The organism is Luteimonas sp. MC1572 (assembly GCF_016615815.1).
GTDB lineage: Bacteria > Pseudomonadota > Gammaproteobacteria > Xanthomonadales > Xanthomonadaceae > Luteimonas.
Window position 1 is genome coordinate 2,763,544 of record NZ_CP067112.1, and the last position, 26,487, is coordinate 2,790,030.

At 71.1% G+C, this 26,487-nt stretch carries 26 protein-coding genes; 10 read left to right on the forward strand and 16 right to left on the reverse strand.

Annotation, left to right across the window (positions count from 1 at the left end; all coding sequences use genetic code 11):
• From rsmB to def, 3 genes are read right to left on the reverse strand one after another with little or no spacing between them, the layout of a single operon-like run.
• Complete coding sequence (rsmB, locus tag JGR64_RS12635) at window positions 1–1,293, reverse strand: 16S rRNA (cytosine(967)-C(5))-methyltransferase RsmB (RefSeq protein ID WP_199373803.1); 1,293 nt, start codon at window positions 1,291–1,293, stop codon at window positions 1–3.
• Window positions 1,290–2,207, reverse strand: a complete 918-nt coding sequence (gene fmt / locus JGR64_RS12640) for a methionyl-tRNA formyltransferase (protein WP_199373805.1) — start codon at window positions 2,205–2,207, stop codon at window positions 1,290–1,292. The genes rsmB and fmt overlap by 4 nt, the downstream gene beginning before the upstream one ends.
• 3 nt (window positions 2,208–2,210) lie before the next feature.
• Window positions 2,211–2,726 carry a peptide deformylase gene (gene def / locus JGR64_RS12645; RefSeq protein ID WP_199373807.1) on the reverse strand — a complete coding sequence of 172 codons (516 nt, stop codon included), beginning with the start codon at window positions 2,724–2,726 and terminating at the stop codon, window positions 2,211–2,213.
• Between the two features lie 134 nt (window positions 2,727–2,860).
• On the opposite strand from def, the gene JGR64_RS12650 reads away from it, so the two are divergent.
• The 8 genes from JGR64_RS12650 (at window position 2,861) to JGR64_RS12685 (ending at window position 11,444) form a co-directional block, all read left to right on the forward strand.
• Window positions 2,861–4,033 (forward strand): LysM domain-containing protein, encoded by a 1,173-nt coding sequence (locus JGR64_RS12650; RefSeq protein WP_234446959.1) that lies wholly within the window; start codon window positions 2,861–2,863, stop codon window positions 4,031–4,033.
• A 77-nt stretch (window positions 4,034–4,110) separates the two neighbouring features.
• The gene (dprA, locus tag JGR64_RS12655) at window positions 4,111–5,259 is read left to right on the forward strand and encodes a DNA-processing protein DprA (RefSeq protein WP_199373809.1); all 1,149 of its coding nucleotides are present in this window, start codon (window positions 4,111–4,113) and stop codon (window positions 5,257–5,259) included.
• 27 nt (window positions 5,260–5,286) lie between these two features.
• Window positions 5,287–5,760, forward strand: coding sequence for a DUF494 family protein (locus tag JGR64_RS12660; RefSeq protein ID WP_199373811.1), 474 nt, complete (start codon window positions 5,287–5,289; stop codon window positions 5,758–5,760).
• Between the two features lie 168 nt (window positions 5,761–5,928).
• Window positions 5,929–8,523, forward strand: coding sequence for a DNA topoisomerase I (locus JGR64_RS12665; RefSeq protein ID WP_199373813.1), 2,595 nt, complete (start codon window positions 5,929–5,931; stop codon window positions 8,521–8,523).
• A gap of 90 nt (window positions 8,524–8,613) precedes the next feature.
• On the forward strand, window positions 8,614–9,183 hold the full coding sequence (locus JGR64_RS12670; protein WP_199373815.1) for a Sua5/YciO/YrdC/YwlC family protein: 570 nt from the start codon (window positions 8,614–8,616) through the stop codon (window positions 9,181–9,183).
• Between the two features lie 90 nt (window positions 9,184–9,273).
• Window positions 9,274–9,891 (forward strand): DUF1579 domain-containing protein, encoded by a 618-nt coding sequence (locus tag JGR64_RS12675; RefSeq protein WP_199373817.1) that lies wholly within the window; start codon window positions 9,274–9,276, stop codon window positions 9,889–9,891.
• A 108-nt stretch (window positions 9,892–9,999) separates the two neighbouring features.
• On the forward strand, window positions 10,000–10,782 hold the full coding sequence (locus JGR64_RS12680; RefSeq protein WP_199373819.1) for a DUF4124 domain-containing protein: 783 nt from the start codon (window positions 10,000–10,002) through the stop codon (window positions 10,780–10,782).
• Window positions 10,782–11,444, forward strand: a complete 663-nt coding sequence (locus JGR64_RS12685; RefSeq protein WP_199373821.1) for a DUF4124 domain-containing protein — start codon at window positions 10,782–10,784, stop codon at window positions 11,442–11,444. Before JGR64_RS12680 ends, JGR64_RS12685 begins: the two co-directional genes overlap by 1 nt.
• 22 nt (window positions 11,445–11,466) lie before the next feature.
• On the opposite strand, the gene JGR64_RS12690 is transcribed toward JGR64_RS12685, so the two are convergent.
• The 11 genes from JGR64_RS12690 to JGR64_RS12735 form a co-directional block, all read right to left on the reverse strand.
• Complete coding sequence (locus JGR64_RS12690) at window positions 11,467–12,666, reverse strand: glutathionylspermidine synthase family protein (protein WP_199373823.1); 1,200 nt, start codon at window positions 12,664–12,666, stop codon at window positions 11,467–11,469.
• Window position 12,667: 1 nt separating this feature from the next.
• A complete protein-coding gene (locus tag JGR64_RS12695; RefSeq protein WP_199373825.1) occupies window positions 12,668–13,219 on the reverse strand; it encodes a DUF1190 domain-containing protein in 552 nt (183 codons plus the stop codon).
• 10 nt (window positions 13,220–13,229) lie between these two features.
• Complete coding sequence (locus JGR64_RS12700) at window positions 13,230–13,637, reverse strand: DUF350 domain-containing protein (RefSeq protein WP_199373827.1); 408 nt, start codon at window positions 13,635–13,637, stop codon at window positions 13,230–13,232.
• A 33-nt stretch (window positions 13,638–13,670) separates the two neighbouring features.
• The gene (locus JGR64_RS12705; RefSeq protein ID WP_233348260.1) at window positions 13,671–14,339 is read right to left on the reverse strand and encodes a DUF2491 family protein; all 669 of its coding nucleotides are present in this window, start codon (window positions 14,337–14,339) and stop codon (window positions 13,671–13,673) included.
• 13 nt (window positions 14,340–14,352) lie between these two features.
• Entirely contained in the window at window positions 14,353–15,120 is a 768-nt protein-coding gene (locus JGR64_RS13940) for a PspA/IM30 family protein (protein ID WP_233348207.1), read from the reverse strand.
• Window positions 15,117–15,533, reverse strand: a complete 417-nt coding sequence (locus JGR64_RS12710) for a DUF2170 family protein (protein WP_199373831.1) — start codon at window positions 15,531–15,533, stop codon at window positions 15,117–15,119. Before JGR64_RS12710 ends, JGR64_RS13940 begins: the two co-directional genes overlap by 4 nt.
• A 126-nt stretch (window positions 15,534–15,659) precedes the next feature.
• Window positions 15,660–16,013 carry a DMT family protein gene (locus tag JGR64_RS12715; protein ID WP_199373833.1) on the reverse strand — a complete coding sequence of 118 codons (354 nt, stop codon included), beginning with the start codon at window positions 16,011–16,013 and terminating at the stop codon, window positions 15,660–15,662.
• Between the two features lie 76 nt (window positions 16,014–16,089).
• Window positions 16,090–16,692, reverse strand: coding sequence for a hypothetical protein (locus tag JGR64_RS12720; RefSeq protein ID WP_199373835.1), 603 nt, complete (start codon window positions 16,690–16,692; stop codon window positions 16,090–16,092).
• A 1-nt stretch (window position 16,693) separates the two neighbouring features.
• Window positions 16,694–17,470 carry an SDR family oxidoreductase gene (locus tag JGR64_RS12725; RefSeq protein WP_199374366.1) on the reverse strand — a complete coding sequence of 259 codons (777 nt, stop codon included), beginning with the start codon at window positions 17,468–17,470 and terminating at the stop codon, window positions 16,694–16,696.
• Window positions 17,471–17,475: 5 nt separating this feature from the next.
• Window positions 17,476–19,371, reverse strand: coding sequence for a signal peptide peptidase SppA (gene sppA, locus JGR64_RS12730; RefSeq protein ID WP_199373837.1), 1,896 nt, complete (start codon window positions 19,369–19,371; stop codon window positions 17,476–17,478).
• A 63-nt stretch (window positions 19,372–19,434) separates the two neighbouring features.
• Window positions 19,435–20,811 (reverse strand): MATE family efflux transporter, encoded by a 1,377-nt coding sequence (locus tag JGR64_RS12735; RefSeq protein ID WP_199373839.1) that lies wholly within the window; start codon window positions 20,809–20,811, stop codon window positions 19,435–19,437.
• A 115-nt stretch (window positions 20,812–20,926) separates the two neighbouring features.
• On the opposite strand from JGR64_RS12735, the gene JGR64_RS12740 reads away from it, so the two are divergent.
• Complete coding sequence (locus JGR64_RS12740) at window positions 20,927–22,117, forward strand: DUF3667 domain-containing protein (protein ID WP_199373841.1); 1,191 nt, start codon at window positions 20,927–20,929, stop codon at window positions 22,115–22,117.
• Window positions 22,118–22,124: 7 nt separating this feature from the next.
• On the opposite strand, the gene JGR64_RS12745 is transcribed toward JGR64_RS12740, so the two are convergent.
• Together JGR64_RS12745 and JGR64_RS12750 are read right to left on the reverse strand one after the other, a co-directional pair.
• Window positions 22,125–22,772: a DUF3106 domain-containing protein gene (locus JGR64_RS12745; protein ID WP_234446960.1), complete on the reverse strand. Its 648-nt coding sequence runs from the start codon at window positions 22,770–22,772 to the stop codon at window positions 22,125–22,127.
• On the reverse strand, window positions 22,756–23,748 hold the full coding sequence (locus JGR64_RS12750; protein WP_199373845.1) for a hypothetical protein: 993 nt from the start codon (window positions 23,746–23,748) through the stop codon (window positions 22,756–22,758). Before JGR64_RS12750 ends, JGR64_RS12745 begins: the two co-directional genes overlap by 17 nt.
• Window positions 23,749–24,246: 498 nt before the next feature.
• Between JGR64_RS12750 and JGR64_RS12755 the strand changes: the two genes are divergently transcribed.
• Window positions 24,247–26,454: a primosomal protein N' gene (locus JGR64_RS12755; RefSeq protein WP_199373847.1), complete on the forward strand. Its 2,208-nt coding sequence runs from the start codon at window positions 24,247–24,249 to the stop codon at window positions 26,452–26,454.
• Window positions 26,455–26,487 lie beyond the last annotated feature (33 nt).

Here is a 26,487-nt window from a genome sequence, read left to right on the forward strand (position 1 = left end):
TCAGTCCGCCTTGCGCAACCGCGCCAGGAAGAAGCCATCCATGCCGCCCTCGCCCGGCAGGCGCTGGCGGCCTGCGCCGGCCGGGCGGCCGCAGCTGTCGTCCAGGGGTTCGACGATGGCGTCCGGTGTCCGCGCCAGGAAAGCCTCGACCTGGACGTCGTTCTCGGCGCGCAGGATCGAGCAGGTCGCATAAACCAGCACGCCGCCCGGGCGCAGCGTGGCCCAGGTGGCATCGAGCAGGCGTGCCTGCAGCGCGGCGAGCGCGGTGATGTCGGCGGCGCGGCGGTGCAGCAGCACGTCGGGCTGGCGGCGGACGATGCCGGTCGCCGAACACGGCGCATCGAGCAGCACGGCGTCGAACGGCGTGCCGTCCCACCAGCTGGCGGTGTCGCAGGCGTCGGCGGCGCGCAGGTCGGCAGCGGCACCGACGCCGATGCGCGCCCAACCTTCACGGACCTTGGCAAGGCGCGCGGGGTCTACATCCAGGGCGACCAGGCGCAGGGACGGATCGCGTTCCATCAGGTGTGCGGATTTTCCGCCCGGCGCGACGCACGCGTCGAGGACGCGCGCGCCGGGGGCAGGCGAGATCGCGTCGGCGACCCGCTGGGCGGCGCCGTCCTGCACCGACAGCACGCCTTCGGCGAAGCCGGGCAGCGTGGCGACCGGCAGGGAACCTTCGATGCGCAGCGCGTCAGGCATGCCATCCACGACGGCCGCGTCGATGCCGGCCTCCCGCAGCCGGGCCAGGCTGGTATCGCGCTCGCCGCGCTGGCGGTTGACGCGCAGCCAGGTGGGCGCCGGCTGTGCGCTGGCGGCGAAGATCGCGTCGGCATCGTCCGGCCAGTCGCCGCGCACGCGCTCGCGCAGCCACGCCGGCCACGCGGCGTCGGCGGCCAGCACCGGCAGCCCCTCGCGCTGCGCGCGACGCAGCAGCGCGTTGACCAGCTTCGCCTGGTGCGCGCGGCCGATGGTGCGCGCGGCATCCACGGTGGCGGCGAGCGCGGCGTGTGGCGCCAGCCCGAGCGGATCGAGCTGCGCGAAGCCGGCGTGCAGCAGTGCGCGCAGGTCGCCATCGCGGTGGCCCAGCGGCTTCGGAATCCACGCGGCCAGCGCGGCGTCGGCGCGCGCGTGCTGGCGCAGCGCGGCGAAGCAGATCGCTTCGACCAGCGCGCGGTCGCGGGTGTCGGGCAGCGCAGGCAGGGCCTGGGCAAGTTCGGCCTTCAGCGAACGGCCGCGGTTGAGGACCGCGTCGAGCACGCGCGCGGCGATGGCGCGCGGCGCGGCGCCGCTCATGGCGCGAGGTCGCGGCGGGCGTTGAGGTAATCGGCGGCAGTGATGGCGCGGCCGCCTTCGCGCTGCAGCACGCGGATGCGCAGCGCGCCATCGCCGCAGGCGACATCGATGCCGTCACGGCCAGCGGCGAGCACGGTGCCCGGCGCGGCGCCATGCACCAGCGCCAGTGCAACCGCGCCGTGGATGCGCAGGCGCTCGCCGGCCAGCGAGGCTTCGGCCACCGGCCAGGGATTGAAGGCGCGCACCTTGCGCGCCAGCGCAGCGGCCGGCTGCGACCAGTCGATCCGCGCCTCGGCCTTGTCGAGCTTGTGCGCATAGGTCACGCCGCGCTCCGGCTGCGGTTGCGCCACCGGACGCATCCCGGCGCGCAGCAGGCCGAGGCCATCGGACAACACCTGCGCGCCGAGCTCGGACAGCCGGTCGTGCAGCTGGCCGCCGGTTTCGTCATCGCCGATCGCCAGCGACTGCGACATCAGCACCGGGCCGGTGTCGAGGCCCTTGTCCATCTGCATCAGGCAGACGCCGGTCTCGGCATCGCCGGCCTCTATCGCGCGCTGGATCGGTGCCGCGCCGCGCCAGCGCGGCAGCAACGAGGCGTGCACGTTCCAGCAGCCGAGCCGCGGGATGTCGAGGATCTTCTGCGGCAGAAGCAGGCCGTAGGCCACCACCACCATCAATTCTGGCGCCAGCGCGCGCAGCGCTTCACGCGCCGACTCCGCCTTCAGCGTGGCCGGCTGGTACACGGGGATGCCACGCTCCAGCGCTTCCAGCTTGACCGGCGACGCCTGCAGGCCGCGACCGCGGCCTGCGGGGCGGTCGGGCTGGGTGTACACCGCCACCACCTCGCCACGTGCGCAGGCCGCGCGCAGCGCGGGCACCGCGAAGGCCGGGGTGCCGGCGAAGACGATACGCACCGGTCAGTGGCCCTGCCGGCGGAGCTTGTCGTATTTCTTCAGTGCGCGGTCGCGCTTGAGCGGGGACAGGTGGTCGATGAACAGCTTGCCGTCGAGATGGTCGATCTCGTGCTGCACGCAGGTCGCGAGCAGGCCGTCGACCGCCATCACGAACGGCTTGCCGTGGCGGTCGAGCGCTTCGACCTCGATGCCGTCGGCACGGGTGACGTCGGCGAAGATGCCCGGGATCGACAGGCAGCCTTCCTGGTGCACGCGCAGTTCCACCGAGCGCGCGCGGATCACCGGATTGATGAACACCAGCGGCTGTTCGTGGCCGTCGGTGACATCGACGATCATGAAGCGCTCCTGCACGTCGACCTGAGTTGAAGCCAACCCGATGCCCGGCGCGGCGTACATCGTCTCGAACATGTCGTCGAGCAGGCGCTGGAACGCAGGGTCTGCGGCACGTCCCGCGACGACGTCGGCGGCGACCATGCGCAGGTGCGGATGCGGGAGTTCGAGGATCGGGATCAGGGACATGGTGGTAAAGGGTGGCAGCCGTCACAGGGTGCGGCACGGCCGCTCATTGTAGCGCCGGCAGGCTTGCGCCGGGTTGGTACCTGTGGTCTATAGTGCCCGCGCTATATGGGGAAATCTCCAAGGGGAGCAGGTAGATGGCCGGCAAGCTTCAGCGCCTTTCGAGCGCGCTACGTACGGGTATTGCGGTAGCGATGCTCACGGTGACCACGTACGCGGCAGCCCAAGGGCTGCGTGGCGACCACCCGGACACGTATGTCGTGCAGCGTGGTGACACGCTGTGGGATATCGCGGGGCAGTTCCTGCAGAAGCCCTGGCTGTGGCCGGAAATCTGGCAGGCCAATCCGCAGATCCGCAACCCGCACCTCATCTATCCGGGTGACGTGATCAGCCTGGCGTACCTCAACCGCGTCGGCCTCACCGCCGGCCCGCGTACCGACGCCGCGCCGATCAACGCCATCCCGTTGTCCGAAGTCGAGCCGTTCCTCAAGGACCTGCGCGTCGTCGATGGCTTCGACCACATGCCGTACGTGGTCGGCCTCGAGGAAGACCGCCTGCGCGCCTCGCGTGGCCAGGTGGCCTACGTGAAGGGCCTGGCCGGCGCCAGCCCGGGCACGCGCTACACCGTGCTGCGCCCGACCGTGCGCTACACCCACCTGCTGCGTTCGGGCTTCTGCTGCGACACCTTCGGCCGCGACGAACTCGACGCGACCGGCCGCCGCCAGGTCGACTGGGGCCAGTACTGGGCCAACGTGGTCATGCCTGACAAGGGCCAGGAAGAACTCGGCCACGAGCTGATGCGGGTGACCGCCGGCACCGTGACCCGCGGTGAAGTGGACGGCATCCAGGCCAGCACGCTGCTGCTCGATGAAGAGGGCCGCGAGGTCCGCATCGGCGACCGCCTGGTCCCGGTGGATGCACAGCCGTACGACCTGCAGTTCTTCCCGCACCCGCCCGCGCAGCAGACCGGCTATGGCAAGGCGCGCGTGCTGGCGGTCACCGACATGCTGACGTCCGGCGGCCCGCGCGACGTGGTCGCGCTGTCGATCGGCGCGCGCGAAGGCGTGGACAACGGCACCGTGTTCTCGATCTGGCGCGAAGGCACCAACACCATCGACCGCGTGCACAAGGGCCTGGACCGCGACGAGGACACCGTGTTCTTCGAGAACAAGGTGCGCCTGCCCGACGAGTTCGCCGGCCACGTCATGGTGTTCCGCACCTTCGACCGCATGAGCTACGGACTGGTGATGGACAGCATCAAGCCGAGCCGCGTCGGCTACCACCTGAAGCACCCCGACGCGACGCACTGACGCCGGGGGCGTTCCCCGACGGATCCACGCGACGGCGCCCGAGGGCGCCGTCGTCGTTTGCGGGCGAGGCTGGCGCCATGGATCCCGATTCCTCCACGGCCCTGCTGCGCCTGGTCGCGGCCGGCGGCGCCAGCGCGCCGCGGCGCGCGCTGCTGGACGCGCATGGCAACCCCGTCGCGGCGCTCGCCGCGGGGCCGGACGCATGGCGCGATGCCGGCCTTGATCGAGCGCAGCGCGCGGTGTTCGCCGGAAGTGCCGGAAGCAGACAGGTGGCGCTCGCGCAGGCCTGGCTGGCCATGCCCATGCATCATGTGGTCGGCTGGCATGACCCCGACTACCCGGCGTTGTTGCGACGCGTGGCCAGCCCGCCGCTGGCCCTGTTCGTCGCCGGCGATCCGCTGCTGGCCTGGCATCCGGGCGTCGCCGTGGTGGGGAGCCGCACGGCCACCGCGGGCGGCCTGAAGAATGCGAGCGACTTCGCCCGCGCCATGGCGACGTCGGGGCTGGCCGTGGCCAGCGGCCTCGCCGCCGGCATCGACACCGCCGCGCACCTGGGCGCGCTGGCCGCGCCGGACGGCCGCACCCTGGCGGTGCTCGGTACCGCCATCGACGACCCCTACCCGCGCCGCAACACCGGACTGTATGCCCGCATTGCTGCGTCGGGGGCGGTGATCAGCGAGCACGCGCCCGGCACCACCCCGAGCAAGGGCGCGTTCCCGGCGCGCAACCGCATCCTCGCCGGACTGTCGCTGGGCACGCTGGTGGTCGAGGCCGCCTGGCGGTCGGGCGCGCTGATCACCGCACGGCTCGCGGCGGAGTCGGGCCGGGAGGTCTTCGCGCTGCCGGGGTCGATCCACAACCCGATGGCGCGCGGCTGCCACCGGCTGATCCGCGACGGCGCCGCACTCGTCGAAACCCCGGCCGAAGTGGTCCGCGCGCTGGCGCCGCTGGCCACCGTGCTTGGCGACGCCTTGCGCAGCCGCCTCGCCAGCCCCATGTCAGGCGTCGGGAGCGCCGACCAGGCGTCAACCGGACACGACCCGCCAGCCGGCCACGAACACCATCGCTTGTGGCAGGCACTGGGTCACGACCCAACCGGTATGGATGAACTGGTCCTGCGCACCGGATTGACGGCCGCGGACCTCTCCTCCATGCTGCTCTTCATGGAGCTGGAGGGTCGTGTCTCGGTCGAACATGGCCGGTATTCCCGAAAGTCTTGTCAGTAACGCGCCCACGGGCGCAGGCCGGGGGTAATGAAAGAAAGCATCCTGGACGTCCTGCTCTATCTCTTCGAGCACTATTTCACCGAAGACGCGGATCTCATCCGTGACCGGGACTCACTCCAGAGCGGCCTGCTCCAGGCCGGATTCAGCCCCGCCGAGACCAGCAAGGCCTTCGACTGGCTCGACGCGCTCGCCGCGCAGCGGCCGGAGTCGCCCGTGGTCCGGGCCAATGGCCCCACCCGCATGTACGCCCCGCGCGAACTCGACAAGCTCGACGTCGAATGCCGCGGCTTCCTGCTGTTCCTCGAGCAGCACGGCGTGGTCGATGCCGACCAGCGCGAGCTGGTCCTGGACCGCGCCATGGCGCTCGACCAGGACGAGCTGGACCTCGATGACCTGAAATGGGTCGTGCTGATGGTCCTGTTCAACCAGCCCGGCTCGGAAGCGGCCTACGCGTGGATGGAGACCCAGATGTTCGTGGATGAGCCCGAAACCGTGCACTGAGCACGGCCAGCGCCCCGTTTCCGGCTTGACAGCCGCGCCCTGCCCGGCTTCCACTAGAAAAAGACTGCAAACTGAACGCCCGTGGCCCATGCCGCGGGCGTTGTCTTCTACGCCTCCCTTCAACCGCTAGTCGCGGCGCCCGCGCCGCACCCGGAAACCACCCCCGCGATGGCCAAGCATCTCCTCATCGTCGAGTCGCCCGCCAAGGCCAAGACGATCAACAAGTACCTCGGCAAGGATTTCACCGTCCTGGCCAGCTACGGCCACGTGCGCGACCTGGTCCCCAAGGAGGGCGCGGTCGATCCGGCAGACGGTTTCCGGATGCGCTACGACCTGATCGAGAAGAACGAGAAGCACGTCGAGGCGATCGCCAAGGCGGCGAAGGGGGCCGAGGGCATCTACCTCGCCACCGACCCGGACCGCGAGGGCGAGGCCATCAGCTGGCACATCGCCGAGATCCTGCGCGAGCGCGGCCTGCTCGAGGGCAAGGAGCTGCATCGCGTGGTGTTCACCGAGATCACCCCGCGCGCGATCAAGGAAGCGATGCTCAAGCCGCGCGCGATCGCCGGCGACCTGGTCGACGCCCAGCAGGCGCGGCGTGCGCTGGACTACCTGGTGGGCTTCAACCTGTCGCCGGTGCTGTGGCGAAAGGTGCAACGCGGCCTGTCCGCCGGCCGCGTGCAGTCCCCGGCGCTGCGCATGATCGTCGAGCGCGAGGAGGAGATCGAAGCCTTCATCGCCCGCGAGTACTGGACCATCGAGGCCGAGTGCGCGCATCCGACCCAGGCCTTCTCCGCCAAACTCACCAAGCTCGACGGCAAAAAGTTCGAACAGTTCACCGTCACCGACGGCGACACCGCCGAAGACGCGCGCCGGCGCATCGTGTCCGCCGCGCAGGGCGCGCTGCACGTCACCGACGTCGCGAGCAAGGAGCGCAAGCGCCGCCCGGCGCCGCCGTTCACCACCTCCACGCTGCAACAGGAAGCGTCGCGCAAGCTCGGCTTCACCACACGCCGAACCATGCAGGTCGCGCAGAAGCTTTACGAGGGCGTGGCGATCGGCGAGGAAGGCGCGGTCGGCCTGATCAGCTACATGCGTACCGACTCGGTCAGCCTGTCGGTCGAGGCGCTGGGCGAGATCCGCGACGTCATCGCGCGCGACTTCGGTACCAAGGCGCTGCCCGACAAGCCGAATTTCTACCAGACCAAGTCGAAGAACGCGCAGGAGGCCCATGAGGCCGTGCGCCCGACCTCGGCGCTGCGCACCCCGGCGCAGGTCGCCCGCTTCCTGTCCGACGACGAGCGCCGCCTGTACGAGCTCATCTGGAAGCGCGCGGTGGCCTCGCAGATGGTGCCGGCGATCCTCAACACCGTGTCGGTCGACCTGGCCGCCGGCAGCGAGCACGGCTTCCGTGCCAGCGGCACCACGGTCGTCGACCCCGGGTTCCTGGCCGTCTACGAGGAAGGCAAGGACAGCAAGGGCAAGGACGACGAGGACGAAGGGCGCAAGCTGCCGGCGATGAAGCTTGGCGACCGCGTCCCGGTCGATCGCATCCACGCCGACCAGCACTTCACCCAGCCGCCGCCGCGCTTCACCGAAGCCTCGCTGGTGAAGACGCTCGAGGAGTACGGCATCGGCCGCCCCTCGACCTACGCGTCGATCATCCAGACCCTGCAGTTCCGCAAGTACGTCGAGATGGAAGGCCGCGCCTTCCGTCCCAGCGACGTCGGCCGCGCGGTCTCGAACTTCCTCAGCGGCCACTTCACCCGCTACGTCGACTACGACTTCACCGCCAAGCTCGAGGACGAACTCGACGCGGTCAGCCGCGGCGAGGAAGAGTGGGTGCCGCTGATGGCGAAGTTCTGGGGCCCGTTCAAGGAACTGGTGGACGAGAAGACCGAGAGCGTCGACCGCAGCCAGGCCACCGGTGCCCGCGAACTGGGCACCGACCCCAAATCCGGCAAGCCGGTCAGCGTGCGCCTGGGCCGCTACGGGCCGTACGCGGCGATCGGCAGCACCGCCGAGGACGAGGAGGAGAAGCCGCGCTTCGCGTCGCTGCGCCCCGGCCAGAGCATGCACACCATCACGCTCGAGGACGCCATCGACCTGTTCCGCCTGCCGCGCACGCTCGGCCAGGACAAGGACGAGGAGGTCAGCGTCGGCGTGGGCCGCTTCGGTCCGTTTGCCAAGCGCGGCAGCGTGTATGCCTCGCTGAAGAAGGAAGACGACCCGTACACCATCGACCTGGCGCGCGCGGTGTTCCTGATCGAAGAGAAGGAAGAGATCGCGCGCAACCGGATCATCAAGGAATTCCCGGGCAGCGATATCCAGGTGCTCAACGGCCGCTACGGACCTTACCTGAGCGACGGCAAGCTCAACGGCAAGATCCCGAAGGACCGCGAGCCCGCCTCGCTGACCTTCGAGGAAGTCGTCACGCTGATGGAAGAGACCGGCAAGCCGATGCGCAAGGGCTTCGGCAAGAAGGTCGCGAAGAAGGTCGTCAAGAAGGCGGCCCGCAAGACCGCGGTGGCCGCGGATGCAGGGGCTGCCAAGGCGACGAAGAAGGTCGCCAAGAAAACCGCGAAGAAGACGGCGAAGAAGGCGACCAGGAAGGCGGTGAAAAAGGTCGCGGCCAAGCAGGCCGTAGCCACCGCGGCCGTGGCCGGGCCGGTGGCAAAGAAGGCCACCGCGAAGAAGACCGTCGTCAAGAAGACGGCCGCAAAAGCGACGCACGCACCGCTCGACGACGACGCACCGTTCTGACGCGCGCCCGCGCGGCGCCACCCGACCATGACCTGGACGGATGGCGACGACGCGGAACGCCCGCGACCGGCATCGGCCTACAATCGGCCGATGCCGTCGCCGCCCGACACCGACCTCGCCCTTGCCGTCGCCACCGTGCGCCGCGGCGGCGTGATCGCGTGTCCGACCGAGGCCGTCTGGGGGCTGGGCTGCGACCCGTTCGACGAGGCCGCGGTGTCGCGCCTGCTGGCAATCAAGCATCGCGACGTCGCCAAGGGCCTGATCCTCGTCGCGTCGGATCCCGGCCAGCTGGATGGCCTGGTCGACTGGGACGCCCTGCCCGCCGCGAACCGCGCTGCAGTGCTCGCCTCCTGGCCAGGGCCGAATACCTGGGTGCTGCCGGCCCTGCCTGCCGTACCGCGCTGGATCACCGGCGACCACGACACCGTGGCCGTCCGCGTCAGTGCCCATCCGCTGCTGGCGGCGCTGTGCCGCGGGGTCGGGCGGCCGCTGGTGTCGACCAGTGCCAACGCCGCGGGAGAGCCGCCGGCGCGCACCCTCGCCGAGCTCGCACCGGCGCTGCTCGAGGCCGTCGACGCCGTGCTGCCAGGTGACACCGGCGGCCTGGAGCGGCCGACGACGATCCGTGACGCCCGCAGTGGGGCCGCCTTGCGCGACTAGTCGCGCTGCCGCAGTGCGTCGTGCGTTCCGCCCGCGCCGGGCCTAGGATCGGCCTCCCGCCGGCACGGGCCGACGATGCAAGGACATGCCATGAACACGACCCACCGCTGCGGCCTGGCCCTGGTGCTGGCCTGTGCACTGCCCCTGTCGATGGCGGCCGAACCCCCGGCCACCGGCGCCCCGGCCATGACCGCCGAACAGAAAGCGATGATGGACGCCTGGACCAAGGCGGGGACGCCGGGCGCCGAGCATGCCCGCCTCGGCGAACAGCTCGCCGGGACGTGGAATGCCACCATGTCGATGTGGATGGATCCCGCCGCGCCCCCGATGACCGAGACGGGCACATCGACCAACTCCATGGTGCTGGACGGGCGCCACGTGCACATGGCGTTCAAGGGCCAGTTCATGGGCCAGCCGTTCACCGGCTTCGGCACCACCGGCTACGACAACACCCTGCGCCGCTACACCTCCACCTGGGTCGACAACATGTCGACCGCAGTGATGATTGCGCTGGGCGACTACGACGCGGCCACCGGCACCTACACCTTCCGCAGCGAGATGGCGGACCCCGCGGCCGGTGGCAAGCCGATCCCGATACGGGAAACCCTCCAGATCATCGACGCCGACAACCATGTGATGGAGATGTTCGAGACCCGCGACGGCGCGGAGGCGCGCACGATGCGCATCGAGTACCGCCGCGCGAAGTGATCCACGCATGCCGCCGCATAGCGCAGGCGGGCTCACTTTCGTGAACAATCGCCGCCGGGCAGGCAGGCGCCCGGCGGCACCGTCCCGACGAAGGTGCAAGATGTGGCCATGACCCGGCTCTCCATCCCCGTGTCGATCCTGCTCGCACTGGCCGGCATGTCCGCCGCGCATGCGGCGCCGCCCGCGCGCGAGGTCACGATCTACCGCTGCGTGGGTGCGGATGGCGAGGTCGTGATCGGCAACCAGCCGTGCGCCGCGGGCGAACAGCAGCAGGTGCGCACCATGGTCCGGCCGGTGGACGCCATTGCACCTGCCGCAAAGGCATTGCCACCCGCTGCCGCCGACGCGCCGCCTGCGCCGGTGCGGATCGTGATCGTTGCGCCGGCCGCGCCCACCTACGAATGCACGCGCCCCGACGGCAGTCGCTACGAGAGCGACAACGGCAGCGGCGAACCGCGTTGGGTGCCAGAGTGGTCCACCGGATATCCGATCGCGATCGGCGCGGACCCGCACGGGCGCCCCGGTGGTGCGCGCGGCGACTTCGCCACGCGCGGCGCCACCGTGACCGCGCGCGATGGCGGATTGAGCGTACCCATGCGCAGCGACATCAGTATCCCGGCCAATCCGCCTCGTCCACCGGTCGATATCGGCCGACCACGCCCCCCGCCCCACCCAGGCCACGGACATGTCCTGTCGGGCTACGGCGGCGGCAACTGGGAATACGACAGCTGCGAGCCGCTGCCGCAGGCCGAAGCCTGCGCGCGCCTGCGCGACCGCCGCGACGCGCTGCGCACGCGGTTCTTCAACGCACAGCAGGTCGAGCGCGATACCCTGCGCGTCGAAGAGCGCGGGCTCAACGCCCGCATCGACAGCGACTGCAGGACGTATTGATGCTTCCAATCCATTTCCGCCGCCTCGCATTGGCGGCGCTGTTCGCCGCGGGCCTGCCGGCCTCGGCCGCCGACGTGGTGATCTACCGCTGCACCGACGCCAGCGGCGCGCTCACCGTGCAGAACGACGAGCCCTGCCCCAAGGGCAGCCGCCAGGAGCGCACGGTGGTGCAGCCACCGCCGCCCATGCCCACCTATGTGCCGCACACGGCGGAACCGGCGCCGGTGCCGACGCGTGCGGAAGCCGCGGCCGCCGTGGATACGCCAGCGCCGCCGACGCAGCCGCGGCCGGTCGCGCCCAGGCCGTCGCAGATCGCCGACGCCGACCGCCTGCCGCCGCCGCCCATCTTCCGCTGCAACACCCCGGACAACGACAGCTACATCAGCGAAGCGGCCGAGCCCAAGCCGCGCTGCGTGCGCCTGCAGACGGTCGGGCATGACGGCGACCCGAGCCGCGGCGCAGGGGCGGCCTGCGAGATGACATACGACCAGTGCGAGCGCGTTCCGGACGGCGCGGCCTGCGACGGCTGGCGCCAGCGCGGGCGCGAGATCGAATCGTCGTGGCGCTATGCGCGCGGCAACGACCGGCGACCACTGCAGCAGGAGTTCGCGCGCGTGGCGACCATCCTTGCCGACACCACCTGCGGCCTTCCGGCCAACTGATCGGCGAAGCCGGGCGCGCTGATCAGGCTTCGATCGCGCCGGCCGCGCCGGGGTCTTCGACGATCGCATGCGGCACGAAGCGCGAGGTGTCTTGGGTGACCAGGGTCGCGTCCTCGCGCACGCCGACGCCGCAGGCGCGGTCGGCGACGATCCAGCTGCCGACCAGCGGATAGTTGCCGTCGAAGCACGGCAGCGGATGGTAGGCCTGGACGATGCCGGGGCCATCCGCGTACGGGCCGGGCGTGCTGATGCGCTCGCCGTCGGCGGTGACGATGTCGATGTTGGCGCCTTCGCGCGAGAACAGCGGCTTGCGCACGAACCCCGGCGGCGGCACCTCGCCCTGCACGGTCTCGAAGCGCGCCTCGAGCAGGTTCGGATGGCCGCGGTGGCGCTCCCACAGCAGCGGCAGCACGCCCTTGTTGCTGAGGATCGCCTTCCACGGCGGCTCCAGCAGCTGCATGGTGTTGGCGACCAGGCTCGGCCCGAATTCCTCTTCCATCATGAACTCGAGCGGATACAGCTTGAACAGCGTCTGGATGACGGTGTCGTCGGCGTCGGTGAACCAGCCGTCGGCGCTGAGGCCGATGTCCTCGACCGCGACCAGCGCGGTGTCGATGCCCGCCTGGTGGGCGCAGTCGCGCATGTACAGCACGGTGGCCTGGTCCTCTTCCGACTCGCGCACCGCGGCGAAATGCACGCGCGCGCCGATGCGCTGCTGCATCGCGAGCGTCGCGAAGGTCTCGCACAGGACTTCCTGGATGCCGTTGTACTGGTCGCTGCCGGCCGGCAGTGCACCCGACGCGATCTGCTGCTCCAGCCACAGCCACTGGAAGTACGCCGACTCGTACAGCGACGTCGGCGTGTCGTAGTTGAGTTCGTAGAGCTTGGCCGGGCCGCGACCGTCGTAGGCGAGGTCGATGCGTCCGTAGAGATGCGGGTCGCCGTTGCGCCACGACGATGCGATCCAGTCCCAGTACATCGGCGGCACGTGCAGCTTCGCCAGCAGCTCCTCGCTGCCGACCACCTCGTCGACCAGCGCCATCGCCATGTCGTGGATGGCCTGGCTCGGCTGCTCGATGTCGTCCTCCACCTGGCGCAGGCTGAACGCGTAGTACGCCGACTCGTCCCAGTAGGGCGAGCCGTCGATGGTGTGGAAACGGAAGCCGAGCGACTCGGCCTGCTGCTTCCAGTCCGCGCGCGGCGCGATCGCGATGCGCCGCATGTCAGCTGCCGCCGCGCGAACCGAACGTGCCGCGCGCCGCCGCGCGCGAGCCGAAGCCGGCACGCGACACGGTGATCGCGCGCGCCGGCGTGGCGATGCTGCCGCGCTTGCCGGTGACCGGCCCGGTCTGGCGGCTGACGGCATCGCCGCCGGCGTTCCTGTAGCCACCGCCGCGATAGTCGCGGTACAGCGGTGCGCCGCCCGCCACCTGGCGCGCGCCGGTGTTGCTGAAGCCGCCCGCCAGCGCGTAGCCAAGCAGGAATCCGCCCATCGGCGGCGAGTAATACGTGCGTCCTTCCTCGCGCGCCGGCTGGCAGCTGCCGAAATCGCTCTCGCACTGCATCGCATCCTCGTAGCGCGGCGCAACCTGCGCATGCTTGGCCACGGCGTCGCGGTACGCGGTTTCACACTGAGCCACGTCGACCTGCTGCGAGCGGCAGTCGTCGATTGAATTGAGCACCACGCCGGTGGGCTCGGACTCGCAGGCCGCCAGCCCGATGGGCATCGCCACCGCCATCAGAGTGAGCCGCAGGTTGCTGGATCGCTTCTTCATGGCAGGTTCCTCACGGCGTGATCGCGGCGGCGTTGACCAGGCCCATGCTGATCGCGATGGCGGCGCTGAAGATGCCGGCGGAGACCACGTTGTCATCGATCTGCTTCGACAGCGTGCCGCTGGCGATGCGCGCCACCAGGAATGCCAGCACCTGCACCACCGCGGCCACCAGGCCCCAGATCAGCGCGTCGAGCAGACTGACCGAATGGCTGATCGCCGAATGCACCGGCAACGCCAGGCCTACCAGGCTGCCTCCGAACGCCACCGCGGCGGCGGTATTGCCGGCGCGGATCAGCTTGATCTCGCTGTGCGGCGTCACCAGCAGGACGATCGTGGCGGCGACGAACATCACGCCGAGGCCGGCGCCGAAGTAGGTGAGGAACGCGAGGAAGCTGTCGAGCGTGATGGCCTGTTGCATCGGAAATCCTTGAGGGTCGGGCGCCGCGGCGCCTCAGGTGATGTCGAGGTCGGCGATGGTGAGCTCCACGCCGACCGAATAGGTGATGCTGAAGTCGGCGGGGCCGGAATCCTCGGCAGACACCAGCAGCAGTTCCTGGCGCGACAGTTCCGGCACGTCGCGGCTGTAGAGCATCGCGTAGTGGGTGAGGTCGTCGTCGCGGCGCGGCGGCTGGTGCCGGTACAGCACTTCGTCATAGACCATCGGCGGAATGCGTTCATCGCCCGCCGTAGTCTGCGTGGCACGGGTCCAGCGGTGGCCGGCATAGTCGATGCCGGCGGCGCCGAGGTGCGCGTCGCCGGTCACGAAGCGCTGGAACGCCGCCTTGTCCGGCGGATGCACGGTCTCGTGGAAGATGAAGCCCTGGATGCCGTCGACGTCACCGGACACGGTGCTGACCTGCAGGAACGCGTCGTCGTCGAGATAGAAGCGGTGCAGCGCGTAGCCGTCGCCGAGATCGATGTGGCCGTAGCAGGGCACGCCCTGGTAGCCGCCCGGCAGCTCCTCGGTCATGACACCCGGCGCGACGCCGTACATGGTGCGGTCGAACTGCAGGCGGCCGCCGACGCGCAGGCCAAGCGGCGGCGCGTGCGCGAGCTCGCCCGGGCCGGGCAGCGCCGCTGCGGGCGCGGCCGGCCTGCGTCCGAGCAGCCTGTCCAGCAATCCCACGGCGTGCCTACCTGCGCTTGTCGAACAGCGACTCGGCAGCCAGCAGCTTCTGCGCGTCGGCCGAGGCCGGGCTGTCCAGCACGATGGCGTCCTGCGGCTTGCGGAAGCGCTCGAGGATGCCGTCGACATTGGACGGGTCGTGCACCAGGCCGGCCTGTGCCAGGCGGGACTTCAGGTCGCCGTCGCCGGTCTCCTGCTCGAGCTGGTGCGCGGCTTCGAAGCGCGCGCCCTGCTCTTCCTGGCGCTGCTTGATGCGCTCCAGCGAATCCAGTGCGGTACCGATCTTGCTATTGGCGCCGGAATGCCGCGCCGACACCGCCGACTGCGCGCGCTGCACGGCCTCGGTCGCTTTCACGGTATCGATCTGCTGCTTCAGGCGCGTCAGCTGGGTCTCGGTGCTGCGGATCGCGGTCTTCAGCGAACCGATGCTGCTGTCGAGGCTCTGCACGTTGTCGGCTTCGGCCTGCAGGTCGCGCTCGACGTCGGACAGCTTGGTCGCGACCTCGCGGGCGAGGCCCTCGTCGCCCTTGGCCAGCGCGCCCTGCACGTAGCCTTCGTATTCGCGGCGCTTGTCGAGCAGCGCGCTGCCGCGGTTGGCAGCCAGCTGGCGCTGCGCCATCACCTTGGTCAGCTCCTGCTTCGATTTCGCGAGCTCGGAGGTGCTGTCGCGCAGCTCCTGGTCGAGGATGCGGATCGCGTTCTTGTCGACCACGGCCTGGCCGGCCTCGTTGGCCGTGCCGCGGAACAGGGTGAAGATCTTGGCGAGGATGCTCATGCGGTCACCAGGTACGTCTGCAGGGTTTCAATGGCGTCGATGGCGTTGACGCCGAGGGTGCGGATCTCGTGGACGATCTGCTCGCCGGTGGAGTCGGCCGACAGCTCGCCGAACACCACGTAGACATCCTGGCCGTCGACGGTGGCCAGGCCGAGGTTCGACAGCGGGTTGATCGGGTTCAGGCGCATGCAGGCGTCGTTGAACGCGGCGCGGTCGCGCACCTGCGCGCCGGTGACCAGCGGCGTCGAGCAGTACACCTGGTGCTCGCTTGCGACCAGGGTCACCTCGAGATCACCGGCGTCGGCGAGGACGACCTGGAGCGTGGTCTCGGTGTCGTCGAGGGTGGCGACGCGGTCGGCGCCGAAGGCGTCGGCGAGGATCTGGTGGAGCTGTTCGCGGGTCCAGTGCGACATGGGCGGTCCTGTGCAATGAGGGACAGGCGCAAGTATGGGGCAACCCGCCCCCGCACCGCAGGGAAACGCAGCGTCCCGGGCGCACGCCCGGTATTCATTTTCCGCGTCGTCGGCGGCGGCTTCCGGTCAGCCGCCGAGCTTGCTGCGGAACGCGAAATACACCGCGCCGACCATGCACAGCGCCGCCCACAGGTAGTCCAGCTTCAGCGGCTCCTTCAGGTAGAACAGCGCGAACGGCACGAACACCGCCAGGGTGATCACTTCCTGCAGGATCTTCAGCTGCGCGATCGAGAACACGGTGTAGCCGATGCGGTTGGCCGGCACCTGGAACATGTATTCGAAGAACGCGATACCCCAGCTGGCCAGCGCGGCCACGATCCAAGGTTTGTGCGACAGCTCCTTGAGATGCGCGTACCAGGCGAACGTCATGAACACGTTGCTCAGCAGGAGCAGCGCGATGGTCAGCGAGGTTGCACGCATGGCGCGGGGTGCCCGTGGCGGTGGATCAGGCTGGAAATGATACGTCCGGCACGGCGCGCAGGCGCATGCCCGGCTTTCAGCGCATCAGTGGCGGGAGCACGTGGTACAGCACGCCGCAGGCGGCGCCCAGCAGCGCCCCGGCCACCACATCCGCACGCGTGTGCCGCCGCAGCTGCAGCCGCGACCACGCCACCAGGCACGCGAGTACGAGCAGCACCACCGTCACCGCGGCGTGCGGCCAGGCGATGCCGGCGGCGAACAGCGCGAAGCCGACGTGCAGCGACGCCTTCAGCCGATGGCGGAGCAGGTGCCCGCCGACCACCAGCAGGCCCGCCAGCGCGAACGCGACCACCAGTGCAGGCGGCGCGTGCACCAGATGGCCGGCCACCGCCAGGGTGAGCATCAGCGCGCCCGCGAAGACGTTGAACTCGGCGCGCTCGTGGCGCGCGGACGCGTCCACGTGCGCCCACCTCCCCGACCGCGTCCGCACCACCGTGAAGGCCACCACGACCAGGGCGACGGCGGCGGTGGCCAGCACGATGCCCATGACGGTGCGCGGCGCTGCGTCACCGCCCGCGGCGGCCACGCCCGCCGCCAGCGTCATCACCGCGGCCGGGTGGCCGATGATCGACACCGCGCGCGCGGCCATGTGCACCGCGCCGGCGCCCGCACCGGCCACCTCAGAATCCGTACTGCAGGAACCCGCCATCCACGGCGATGCATTCGCCAGTGACGTAGCCCGACGCCGGCAGGCACAGGAACGCCACCGCCGCCGCGACTTCCTCCGGCTCGCCGATGCGACCCATCGGCGTGCGCATCAGCACCTCGTCGAGGTAGTCGGGATCAGCCAGGCTCGGCGATGTGCGGCGGGTGCGGATATACCAGGGCGCGACGCAGTTCACGCGGATGCCGTCCTCCGCCCATTCGCAGGCGAGGTTGCGGGTCATCTGGTGCATCGCGGCCTTGCTCATGCCGTAGGGCGCGCCGGTGCGCACGTGGGTCGAGCCGGACACGCTGCCGACGTTGACGATGCTGCTGGCCGCGTGCTGCGCGAGCAGCGGATGCGCGTAGCGCGAGAGCTCGAAGGCACTGAACAGGTTGACCTCGAAGATCTCGCGCCACTCGTCTTCGGTGTAGTCCACCGAAGGCTTGACGAGGTTGCCGCCGGCGTTGTTGACCAGGATGTTGAGGCCTTCGCCCTGGTCCTCGACCCAGTCGAGCAGCTCGCGGCGCTGCTCGTCGTCGGCGACGTTGGCGATGAAGGCGCGCACCTCGCCGTCGGGATACTCGTCGGCGAGCTCGTCGCGCGCGGCTTCCAGCGCGTCGCCGTCGCGCGCGGCGATCAGCACGCGCGCACCGAAGCCGAGGAGCTCCGCGGCGATCGCGCGGCCGATGCCGGCGCTGCCGCCGGTGACGAGTGCAAGCTGTCCGTCGAGCCGCCAGCGCGTGCCGTGCATGCCGCTCACGGCATGCAGAAGCAGTGCACGACCGCCTTCACCGGATTGCCGCCCTTGGACAGGGTCTGCTCGATGAAGCGCAGCTCCTGCTCGGCCTGCGGCAGCGCCTTGGCCAGCAAGCCCTGCACGAAGTCGCTGCGGCCAAGCAGTGCCTGGCCGGCGCGGCTGCCGGCAAAGCCGCTGATGAAGGTCTCGAACGGCGACATCGGCTTCTCGACGTAGCGCAGGCGCCACTTGCCCGCGTCGCCCAGTCCGGCGCGCTCGGCGGCGTCGGCGACCGCGGTGCGCAAGCCACCGAATTCATCCACCAGCCCGCGCTCCTTCGCCTGTGCACCGCTCCACACGCGGCCGCGCGCGACCGCATCCACAGCCTCGACCGTCTGGTTGCGGGCGCTGGCGACCTTGCCGGTGAACTCGCGATAGCCCTTGTCGATCACGCTCTGGATCACCTGCCCGACCTCGGGCTGCAGCGGCCTCGTGGGATCGAACGCGCCGGCGAAACGCGTGGTGCCGACGCCGTCGGTGTGCACGCCGATCTTCTCCAGCGTGCGCGGGATGCTCGGGAACATGCCGAAGATGCCGATCGAGCCGGTGATCGTGGATTCATCGGCGTAGATGCGGTCGGCATCCATGCTGATCCAGTAGCCGCCCGACGCGGCGAGGTCGCCCATGGACACCACGACCGGCTTGCCGGCGGCCTTCAGCGCCACGACTTCGCGACGGATCTGCTCGGAGGCGAAGACCTCGCCGCCCGGCGAGTCGACGCGCAGCACCACCGCCTTGACCTTCTCGTCATCGCGCGCCGCGCGCAGCAGCGCGGAGGTCGATTCGCCGCCCACGGTGCCCGGCTTCTGCTGGCCACCCATGATCTGGCCCTCGGCCACCACCACCGCGACCTGCGGCCGCGCGTCGGCATCGGCCAGCGGGCTGGTGACGTGCTGCAGGTAGGCGTCCATGGAGATTTCGCGCACGCCGCTGTCGCTGTCCTCGTCGGCCACGCCGCGCTCGGCAAGCAGCAGCTGCAGCTCTTCGACGGTCTTCAGGCCGTCGACCAGCTTCTGTTCCACCGCATAGCGGGCGAGGTCGCCGCCGGCGGCTTCGATGCCGGCAGGCATGGTGTCGATGCCGGCCGCGAGCGTGGCCGCGTCGAGCTTGCGCGCGCGCGCCACGTCGCCGAGGAAGCGCTGCCAGATGTCGTTCATCCAGAACAGGTCGGCCTGCTTGGATTCGGGCGAAGCGTCATCACGCACGTAGGGCTCGGCGGCGGACTTGAACTCGCCGACCTTGAACAGGTGGATGTCGACGCCGAGCTTGTCCTGCAGGCCTTCGCGGTAGTACTGGCGGTAGCGGCCGAGGCCCTCGAGCACCATGCCGCCCTGCGGGTCCATGTAGACCTCGTCGGCCTGCGCGGCCAGCAGGTACTGCGCCTGGTCGAAGAACTCGCCGTACGCGACGACCTGCTTGCCGGCCGCGCGCAGCTCGGTCACCGCGGCGGCCACCTCGCGCAGCGAGGCGTAGCCGGAGAACGCCATGCGGTCGGTGCGCAGCAGCACGCGCTCGATGCGCTTGTCGTCCTTCGCCGACTCGAGCGTCAGCAGCAGGTCGCGCAGGCGTACTTCGGCGGTGTCCTGGCCGGTCAGCTTGCTGAAGCTGCGGGTGACCGGGTCGACGCTGAACTGCTCGACCAGCGCGCCCTCCGGCGCGATCACCAGGGTGGTGCGGTCGAGCAGCGGGTGCGCGCGCTCGGCGGACGCCAGCGCCACCAGCACCACGATCACCAGCAGCAGGAACAGCAGGTTGAAGACCAGCCGGCGCGTGAAGTTGAGGGCGTTCCAGGCGCCCACGGCGACGCGGGTGATCGGCCCGCGGCGGCGAGGGGTAACGGCGTGTGTTGCGGACATGGCGTGCTCTGCGAAGGCTTTGGAAGCGGCTGCGGCCAGTATCACCGCTGCCGATGGCCGTCGTCACCCGCCATCGGTCACTGGGCCGCCTGCCGGAATGCGCCCGGACGTGCGCAGGAAACGCATCGCCATCAGCACGGCGGCCACCAGCAGGCCGGCGATCAGCCCGATCCACATGCCGCGCGGTCCCATGCCCAATCCGAGGCCGAGCCCCGCGCCGAGCGGCATGCCCACGCCCCAGTACGCGAACGCGGCCAGGAACATCGGCACGCGGGTATCGCGCAGCCCGCGCAACGCACCCGCCGACAGCACCTGCACGCCGTCCGGGAACTGGAAGCAGGCCGCGAACAGCAGCAGCGAGCCGGCCAGCGTGGCGACCGCGGCATCGCGCGTGTACAGCGCCGCCACCATGTCGTGGCCGAGGAACAGCAGCAGCGCCGACAGCGTCTGCGTGGCGAGCACCAGCACCATCCCGGCCATCGCCGCGCGGCGCACGCCGTCGCGCCCACGGCCCGCGCCGACGGCGTGGCCGACGCGCACGGTGGTCGCCTCGGCCACGCCGAACGGGATCATGAAACACAGGCTGGCGACGTTGATCGCGATCTGGTGGGCGGCGGCTTCGAGCTGCCCGATCCGGCCAATCAGCAGCGCGGTCACGATGAACAACCCGCCCTCCATCGCCACGGTCACGCCGATCGGCAGGCCGGTGCGCAGCAGCATCGCGATCGGCGCGCGACGCGGCGGGTCGAGGCGCGCGAACAGCCCCAGTGACGCGAAGCGGCGCGCGCGCGCCAGGTAGGCGGCGAACGCCAGCGTCTGCGCCCACATCATGATCGCCGACGCCAGGCCCAGGCCGCCGGCGCCCATCTCGGGCATGCCGAACGCCCCGAACGCCAGCGCATAGCCCAGCGGCAGGAGCACCAGCAGGCCGCCGAAGCCGAGCAGCATCGTCGGCAGGGTCCAGTGCAGGCCGTCGCTCAGGTAGCGCATGGCGTAGTACAGCGTCAGCGCCGGGATGCCCCATCGGATCCCGTGCATGAAATCGCGGGCGCCCGGGCGGATCGCCGCGTCGATGCCCATGGGTTCGAGGGCGAGCGTGGCGAAGCTCAGGAACGCGAACAGCAGCAGCCCGAGGGCCAGCGCCAGCCACAGCGCCTGCCGGAACAGCGCGGCGATCTCATCGCGTCGCCCGGCGCCGTCGAGCTGCGAGACCAGCGCCGGCACCGCCATCAGCGTGCCCATCGGCACCATCATCGGCAGCCAGAACATCGCCGTGCCCACCGACACCGCCGCCAGCGTGGTGGTGCCGTGGTGGCCGGCGATCACGCTGTCCACCAGGCCGATCAGCCCGGTCGACAGGTGTCCGGCGACCAGCGGGAGTGCCAGGACGGCCGTACTGCGCACTTCGTGGCGGAAATGCACGGGCGATGGCGTTGACATGCGTAGAGGAAACCCGGGGGAAGTTGCGCGTGGCGCGCCGCACACGCAACGGCAGGCCGCATGCTGGCGCCGGGTCGCGGCAGGCCGCTATCTTAGTGCCAGACGAGGGAAGCCCATGACCGACGCCGGCAACGACACGTCCGTCCAGCCCCTGCCGCGGGCACCCGCGCCAACGCCCGGCGCGGCCTGCGGCAACTGCGGCACGCGCCTGCTCGGCCCCCACTGCCACGCCTGCGGGCAGCCGGTCACCGGACTGGTCCGCCACTTCAGCAGCCTGGTCGGCGATTTCCTGGACAGCGTCTTCGACCTCGACTCACGCACGCCACGCACGCTGTGGCCGCTGTTCGCGCGCCCGGGGCACCTCAGCCTGGAGTACTTCGCCGGCCGCCGCGTGCGCTACGTCAGCCCGGTGCGGCTGTTCTTCTTCCTCGCCATCGTGACGTTCTTCGTCGCCCAGTTGCTGCTGAGTTTCGGCGACGGGGTCATCATCGAAACGGATACGCCGCAGGCGGATGCCGTGTCGCAGGCGATGACGGTGGACGAGGTCCGCGCGCGGCGCGACGCGGCAATGCAGGAAGCCCGCGACGCGCGAAGCGGCAAGCAGCCCGCGGTCGGCCCGGACCCCGCCCTGGTCGCGCTCGAGGTCGCGATCGAGAAGGCGGCCGGTGACCGCATCGCGGCACTGCGCCAGGCCGAGCGCGCCGGCACGCCACCGCCGCCGCCACCCGCCGGCGATGACAGCCCGACGATGTCGTTCAACGGCAGGCCGTGGGATCCCGTCCACAACCGGCTGGAGGCGCGCTGGCTGCCGGGGTTCGCCAACGACTGGCTCAATGCCCAGGCCGGGCGCGCGCAGCGCAACATCGCCCGCGTGCGCGACGAGCCCGACCTGCTCAAGGACGCGGCGCTCGGCGCCGCACCCACCGCGCTGATGCTGCTGCTGCCGGTGTTCGCGCTGATGCTGAAGCTGGCCTACCTGTTCAAGCACCGCCTGTACATGGAACACCTGATCATCGCCCTGCACAGCCACGCCTTCCTCTGCCTGGCGCTGCTGCTGGTGCTGGTGGTCGCCGCGCTGGAGCGCTGGCTGGCGCCACAGCCGGGGCCGGCGCACACGGCGTTCCTGGTCGTGGAGGGCGCGCTGTGGACGTGGATGCCGCTCTACCTGCTGCTCATGCAGAAGCGCATCTACGGGCAGGGCTGGGTGGCGACGCTGCTCAAATTCAGCGTGCTGGGCATCTCGTACAGCGTGCTGCTGTCGTTCGCGGCGGCATTCGTCGCGATCGCGGGGCTGGTCGGGGTGTAGCCCGCGCTCAGGGGGCGACCTGGCGCCGCAGCCACGCGGCACGGCTGGCAGGCGGCGTGGCCAGCAATGCGATCCGAAGCTCTTCGCGCGCCTGTGGCGGCGTGCGCACGGCGAGCACGGCCAGGTCGGCGCGCGCCTGGGCTGGCAGCGCACGCAGCGCTGCCAGCAGCGGCGCGCGTTCATGGCCGGGAACCTGGGCGATCAGGGCATGCAGGCGGGTGTAGTCGGCGCCCAGCCCGGGGCCGAGCAGCCAGCCGTGGCGCTCGCTCTCGTCGAGTGCATCGAACCGGGCGCGCAGTGCGGCGCGCGCGTCGGCATCCAGCGCGGCGAACGCATGCGCGGCGTCCTGCAGCTGGCGGCGCTCGGCGACCGGCAGCGCCTGCCAGGCCTGCCAGCGCTCGCGCAACGCACCCTGCTCGCCCGGCGGCAGCGCGTCCCAGGCTTCGCGGCGCGCCTGAAGCGCGCTGCGCTCGTCCGGTGACAGCGCGTCGAGACGGCGCTGCAGCGCCGCCACTTCGGCGCGGCGTTCCGGCGGAAGCGCGGCGAGCGCGTCGCGGACCGCGGGGGCCTGGGGCGGTACCTGCGCGAGGGCGGGGGCCAGCGGCAGGCACAGGACCGCGAGCAGAGCGGCGTGCAGGCTACAGCGACGCATCATCGGTCTCGCTGTGCTGGTCGGGATCGACGGGATGGGCCGGGGCACTGCCCGCGGCGCCGGGTGCCACGCCCGGGGCGGACGTGGGGCCCTCGGCAGCGGCCGCGCGCTGCGCGGCGTACCAGGCGTGGAAGGCGGGGTCGATGGCCTCGGGCCCCGCGGCGCCGGCATCGAGCAGCAGGCCGAGATCGGGGTGCAGGGCGAGGGCGGCATCGTCGGGATAACGGGCCGCCGGCGCCGCCGCGGCGGGCAGCGGCTCGACCAGGATGCCCTCCGGCCCGTCGCCGCCCACGAACCCGCTGTCGGCGAACCCCGGCCAGAAGGTGGCGGCGAATGCGAGGAGCGTCAACAGCGCGATGACCCATAGCGCCGCGCGATAACGATGTCCTGGCGGCGCCTCGGCCTCCACGCGCGGGCGGGCGCCGGCGGCGGGAGCGGCAATCGCCTCCTCGCGGACGTGCGCCAGGTGCGCCAGGCGGTCCGGCGGCAAGCCGCGCAACATGCCCTGCGCAGCTGCGCCCAGCGCCTGCCAGGCCGCCAGGTCGGCGCTGCCGTCGGCGTTGTGCGGCAGGGCGCGCTGCAGCCCCAGGCGGTAGGTGCCGCGGGCGATGCCAAGGACCGCGGCGGCGTCGGATTCGGCCAGGCCGGCCACCAGGCGCAGCAGCAGTGCGGCGCGTGGCCCGTGGCCCAGATGCGCGAGCCAGCCGAACTCGGGCTCCCAGGCGGGCGTGGCGGGAGGCTGGCGGAGGGCCGGCGTGGCCAACAGCTGCGACCAGAACCGGCGCGGCCAGTCGCCGAAGGCCGTGCGCCCGGCCTCGGCCCGGAACGCCTCCATCGTGTCAGCCAGCGCCGCATCGCCGGACGCCTGCGAGCCGGACAGCAGGTGCGCGAACACGGCGCCGCGGCGTTCAACTCCGCGCAGGAAGGCTGTGAGTGCGGTGGGCGCCGCGGCGGCGTCTTGCGGGGGGCGTGCTGTCATCGGACTCGCTGCTTTGCTGGCCGCATGATACCCATGCCGTGATCGCCCCAGACACTTGACGGAGAGCACAATTCACGTTCCACCGCGGCCCTGAAGGCATTTGCCGCCTCTGGAGGTTGTGCACAGCGGTCACCGGATCGTCACAAGGCGGGCCCGACGGCAGTACCCGGCAATTTGCGCCGGCATGTTTCACGACCAAGTGTCTGATTGCGATGGCATTTATGGGAATGGTGAAAAAAGCGCCAACCTTCTTGTAATGCCGCGTTCACGGGCTTTCCACGCCCCACTTCGAGTTGCATGCACAGGCTTATCCACAGATCGTGTGGATAAACACAAAAGCCTTGAACATCCGTAACTTGCAGCCGAAAGGTCAATTGCATGGCAACAGTGGCTCGCAAGCAGCGAGGCGGCTGGAAACGCCCCTTGAAACATGCCCGCCGCCGACCTGCGAGCGCCAGATCCGGACAGCGGCGCGGGGCGGATCGCTAGACTGTCGCGATGCCCGACGACGTCCTGCGCATTGCCCTGCCCTTGCCGCTGCCGCGCCTGTTCGACTACCGGGCGCCGGACGGCGATGCGGTGTCGGCGGGTGATGTCGGGCGCCGGATCCGCGTCCCGTTCGGGCCGCGCGAGCTGGTCGGGGTGGTGGCCGCCGTCGGCCCGGCCGCGAGCGAGGGGCCGGCGCTGCGCGAGGCGCTGGCCTGGATCGACGATGCCGCCCTGTTCCAGGGCGAGCTGCTGGCGTCGGCGCGCTGGTTGGCGCGCTACGTGCACGCACCGCTCGGCGAAGTGCTGGCGACCGCCCTGCCGGCGCCGCTGCGCCACGGCGAGGCACTGCCGGCGACGCACACCTGGGCCTGGCAGCTGACACCGGCTGGCGCCGAGGCAGTCGACGGACTGCGGCGCGGCAGCCGGCCGCGCCTGGTGGCGGAGCGGCTGCGCAGCGGGCCCGTCGCCGAGGACCTGCTCGACGATGCCGTGGACGGCTGGCGCCCGGCGGCACGCAGCCTGGAAAAACGCGGGCTGGCCGAACGCGTAGCGGTGGCGGCCGCCAGCCAGGCCCCGGTGGCGATCGCCGCGCACACGCCCAACCCCGAGCAGGCCGCGGCGCTGGACACCCTGCGCGAGGCCGACGGCTTCGTGCCGGTGCTGCTGGAGGGCATCACCGGCAGCGGCAAGACCGAGGTCTACCTGCAGGCGATCGCCGAACGCTGCCTGGCGCAGGGCCGGCAGGCGCTGGTGCTGGTGCCCGAGATCGGCCTGACGCCGCAGATGCTGGCGCGCTTCCGCGCCCGGCTCGGCGTGCCCGTGCACGCCCTGCACTCCGGCCTGTCCGACGGCGAGCGCGCGCGCACCTGGGCCGCCGCCTGGCGCGGCGAGGCGCGGGTGATCGTGGGCACGCGCTCGGCGGTGTTCGTGCCGCTGCCCGAGGCCGGCCTGATCGTGGTCGACGAAGAACACGACGGCAGCTACAAGCAGCAGGACGGCATCCGCTACCACGCGCGCGATTTCGCCCTGGTGCGCGGCAAGGCGCTCGACGTGCCGGTGCTGCTGGGCAGCGCCACGCCGTCGCTGGAAACCCTGCACAACGTGCGTGCCGGCCGCTACGCGCACCTGCGCCTGACCAGCCGCGCCGGTGATGCGCGCCCGCCGCGGGTGCGCGTGCTCGATGTCCGCAAGCGGCCGCTGCTGGCGGGCCTGTCCGAGGAGCTGCTGCAGGCCGCGCGCACTGCGCTGGATGCCGGCGGCCAGGTGCTGGTGTTCAAGAACCGCCGCGGCTACGCACCGGTGCTGCTGTGCCACGACTGCGGCTGGAGCGCGCGCTGCCGCCGCTGCAGCACGCCCGAGCATGGCAGCGCGATGACCGTGCACGGCGCCGGCCGGCGCCTGCAGTGCCACCACTGCGGCGCGCGCCAGCCGGTGCCGCTCGCCTGCCCGGACTGCGCCGGACTGGCGCTGCAGCCGCAGGGCGTGGGCACCGAGCGCATCGAGGAGCTGCTGGCCGAGCGCTTCGCCGATGTGCCGGTGCTGCGCATCGACAGCGCCAGCACCCGCCGCCGCGACGGCCTGGAGCAGCAGCTCGCGAAGCTGGGCGACACGCCGGGCGTACTGGTGGGCACGCAGATGCTGGCCAAGGGCCACGACCTGCCGCACCTCACCCTGGTGTGCGTGGTCGGCATCGACGAAGGCCTGTTCTCGGCCGACTTCCGCGCCAGCGAGAAGCTCGCCCAGCTGCTGGTGCAGGTGTCCGGCCGCGCCGGGCGTGCGCAGCGCGCCGGCGAAGTGCTGCTGCAGACGCATCATCCCGAGCACCCGCTGCTGCAGGTGCTGGTGCATGGCGGCTACCGTGCATTCGCCGACGCCGAGCTTGGCCAGCGCGAGGCGGCGGACTTCCCGCCATCGACGCACCTCGCGCTGCTGCGCGCCGAGGCGGCCCACATCGCCGCGCCGTCCGCGTTCCTCGAAGCCGCACGCACGCTGTTGGCCGATGCCGCCGGCGATGACAACCGCATCGCCCTGCTCGGCCCGATGCCCGCGCCGATGCCCCGTCGCGCCGGCATGCAGCGCGCGCAGCTGCTGCTGTCGTCGCCGTCACGCGGCGCGCTGCAGCAGCTCCTGGATCGCGGCGTGGCCGCCTTGCATGCGCTGCCCGAAGCGCGCCGCGTGCGGTGGTCGCTGGACGTGGATCCGGTCGACCTGTACTGACCGCCGCGGCGACCCGCGCCCTCGTCCGACCGC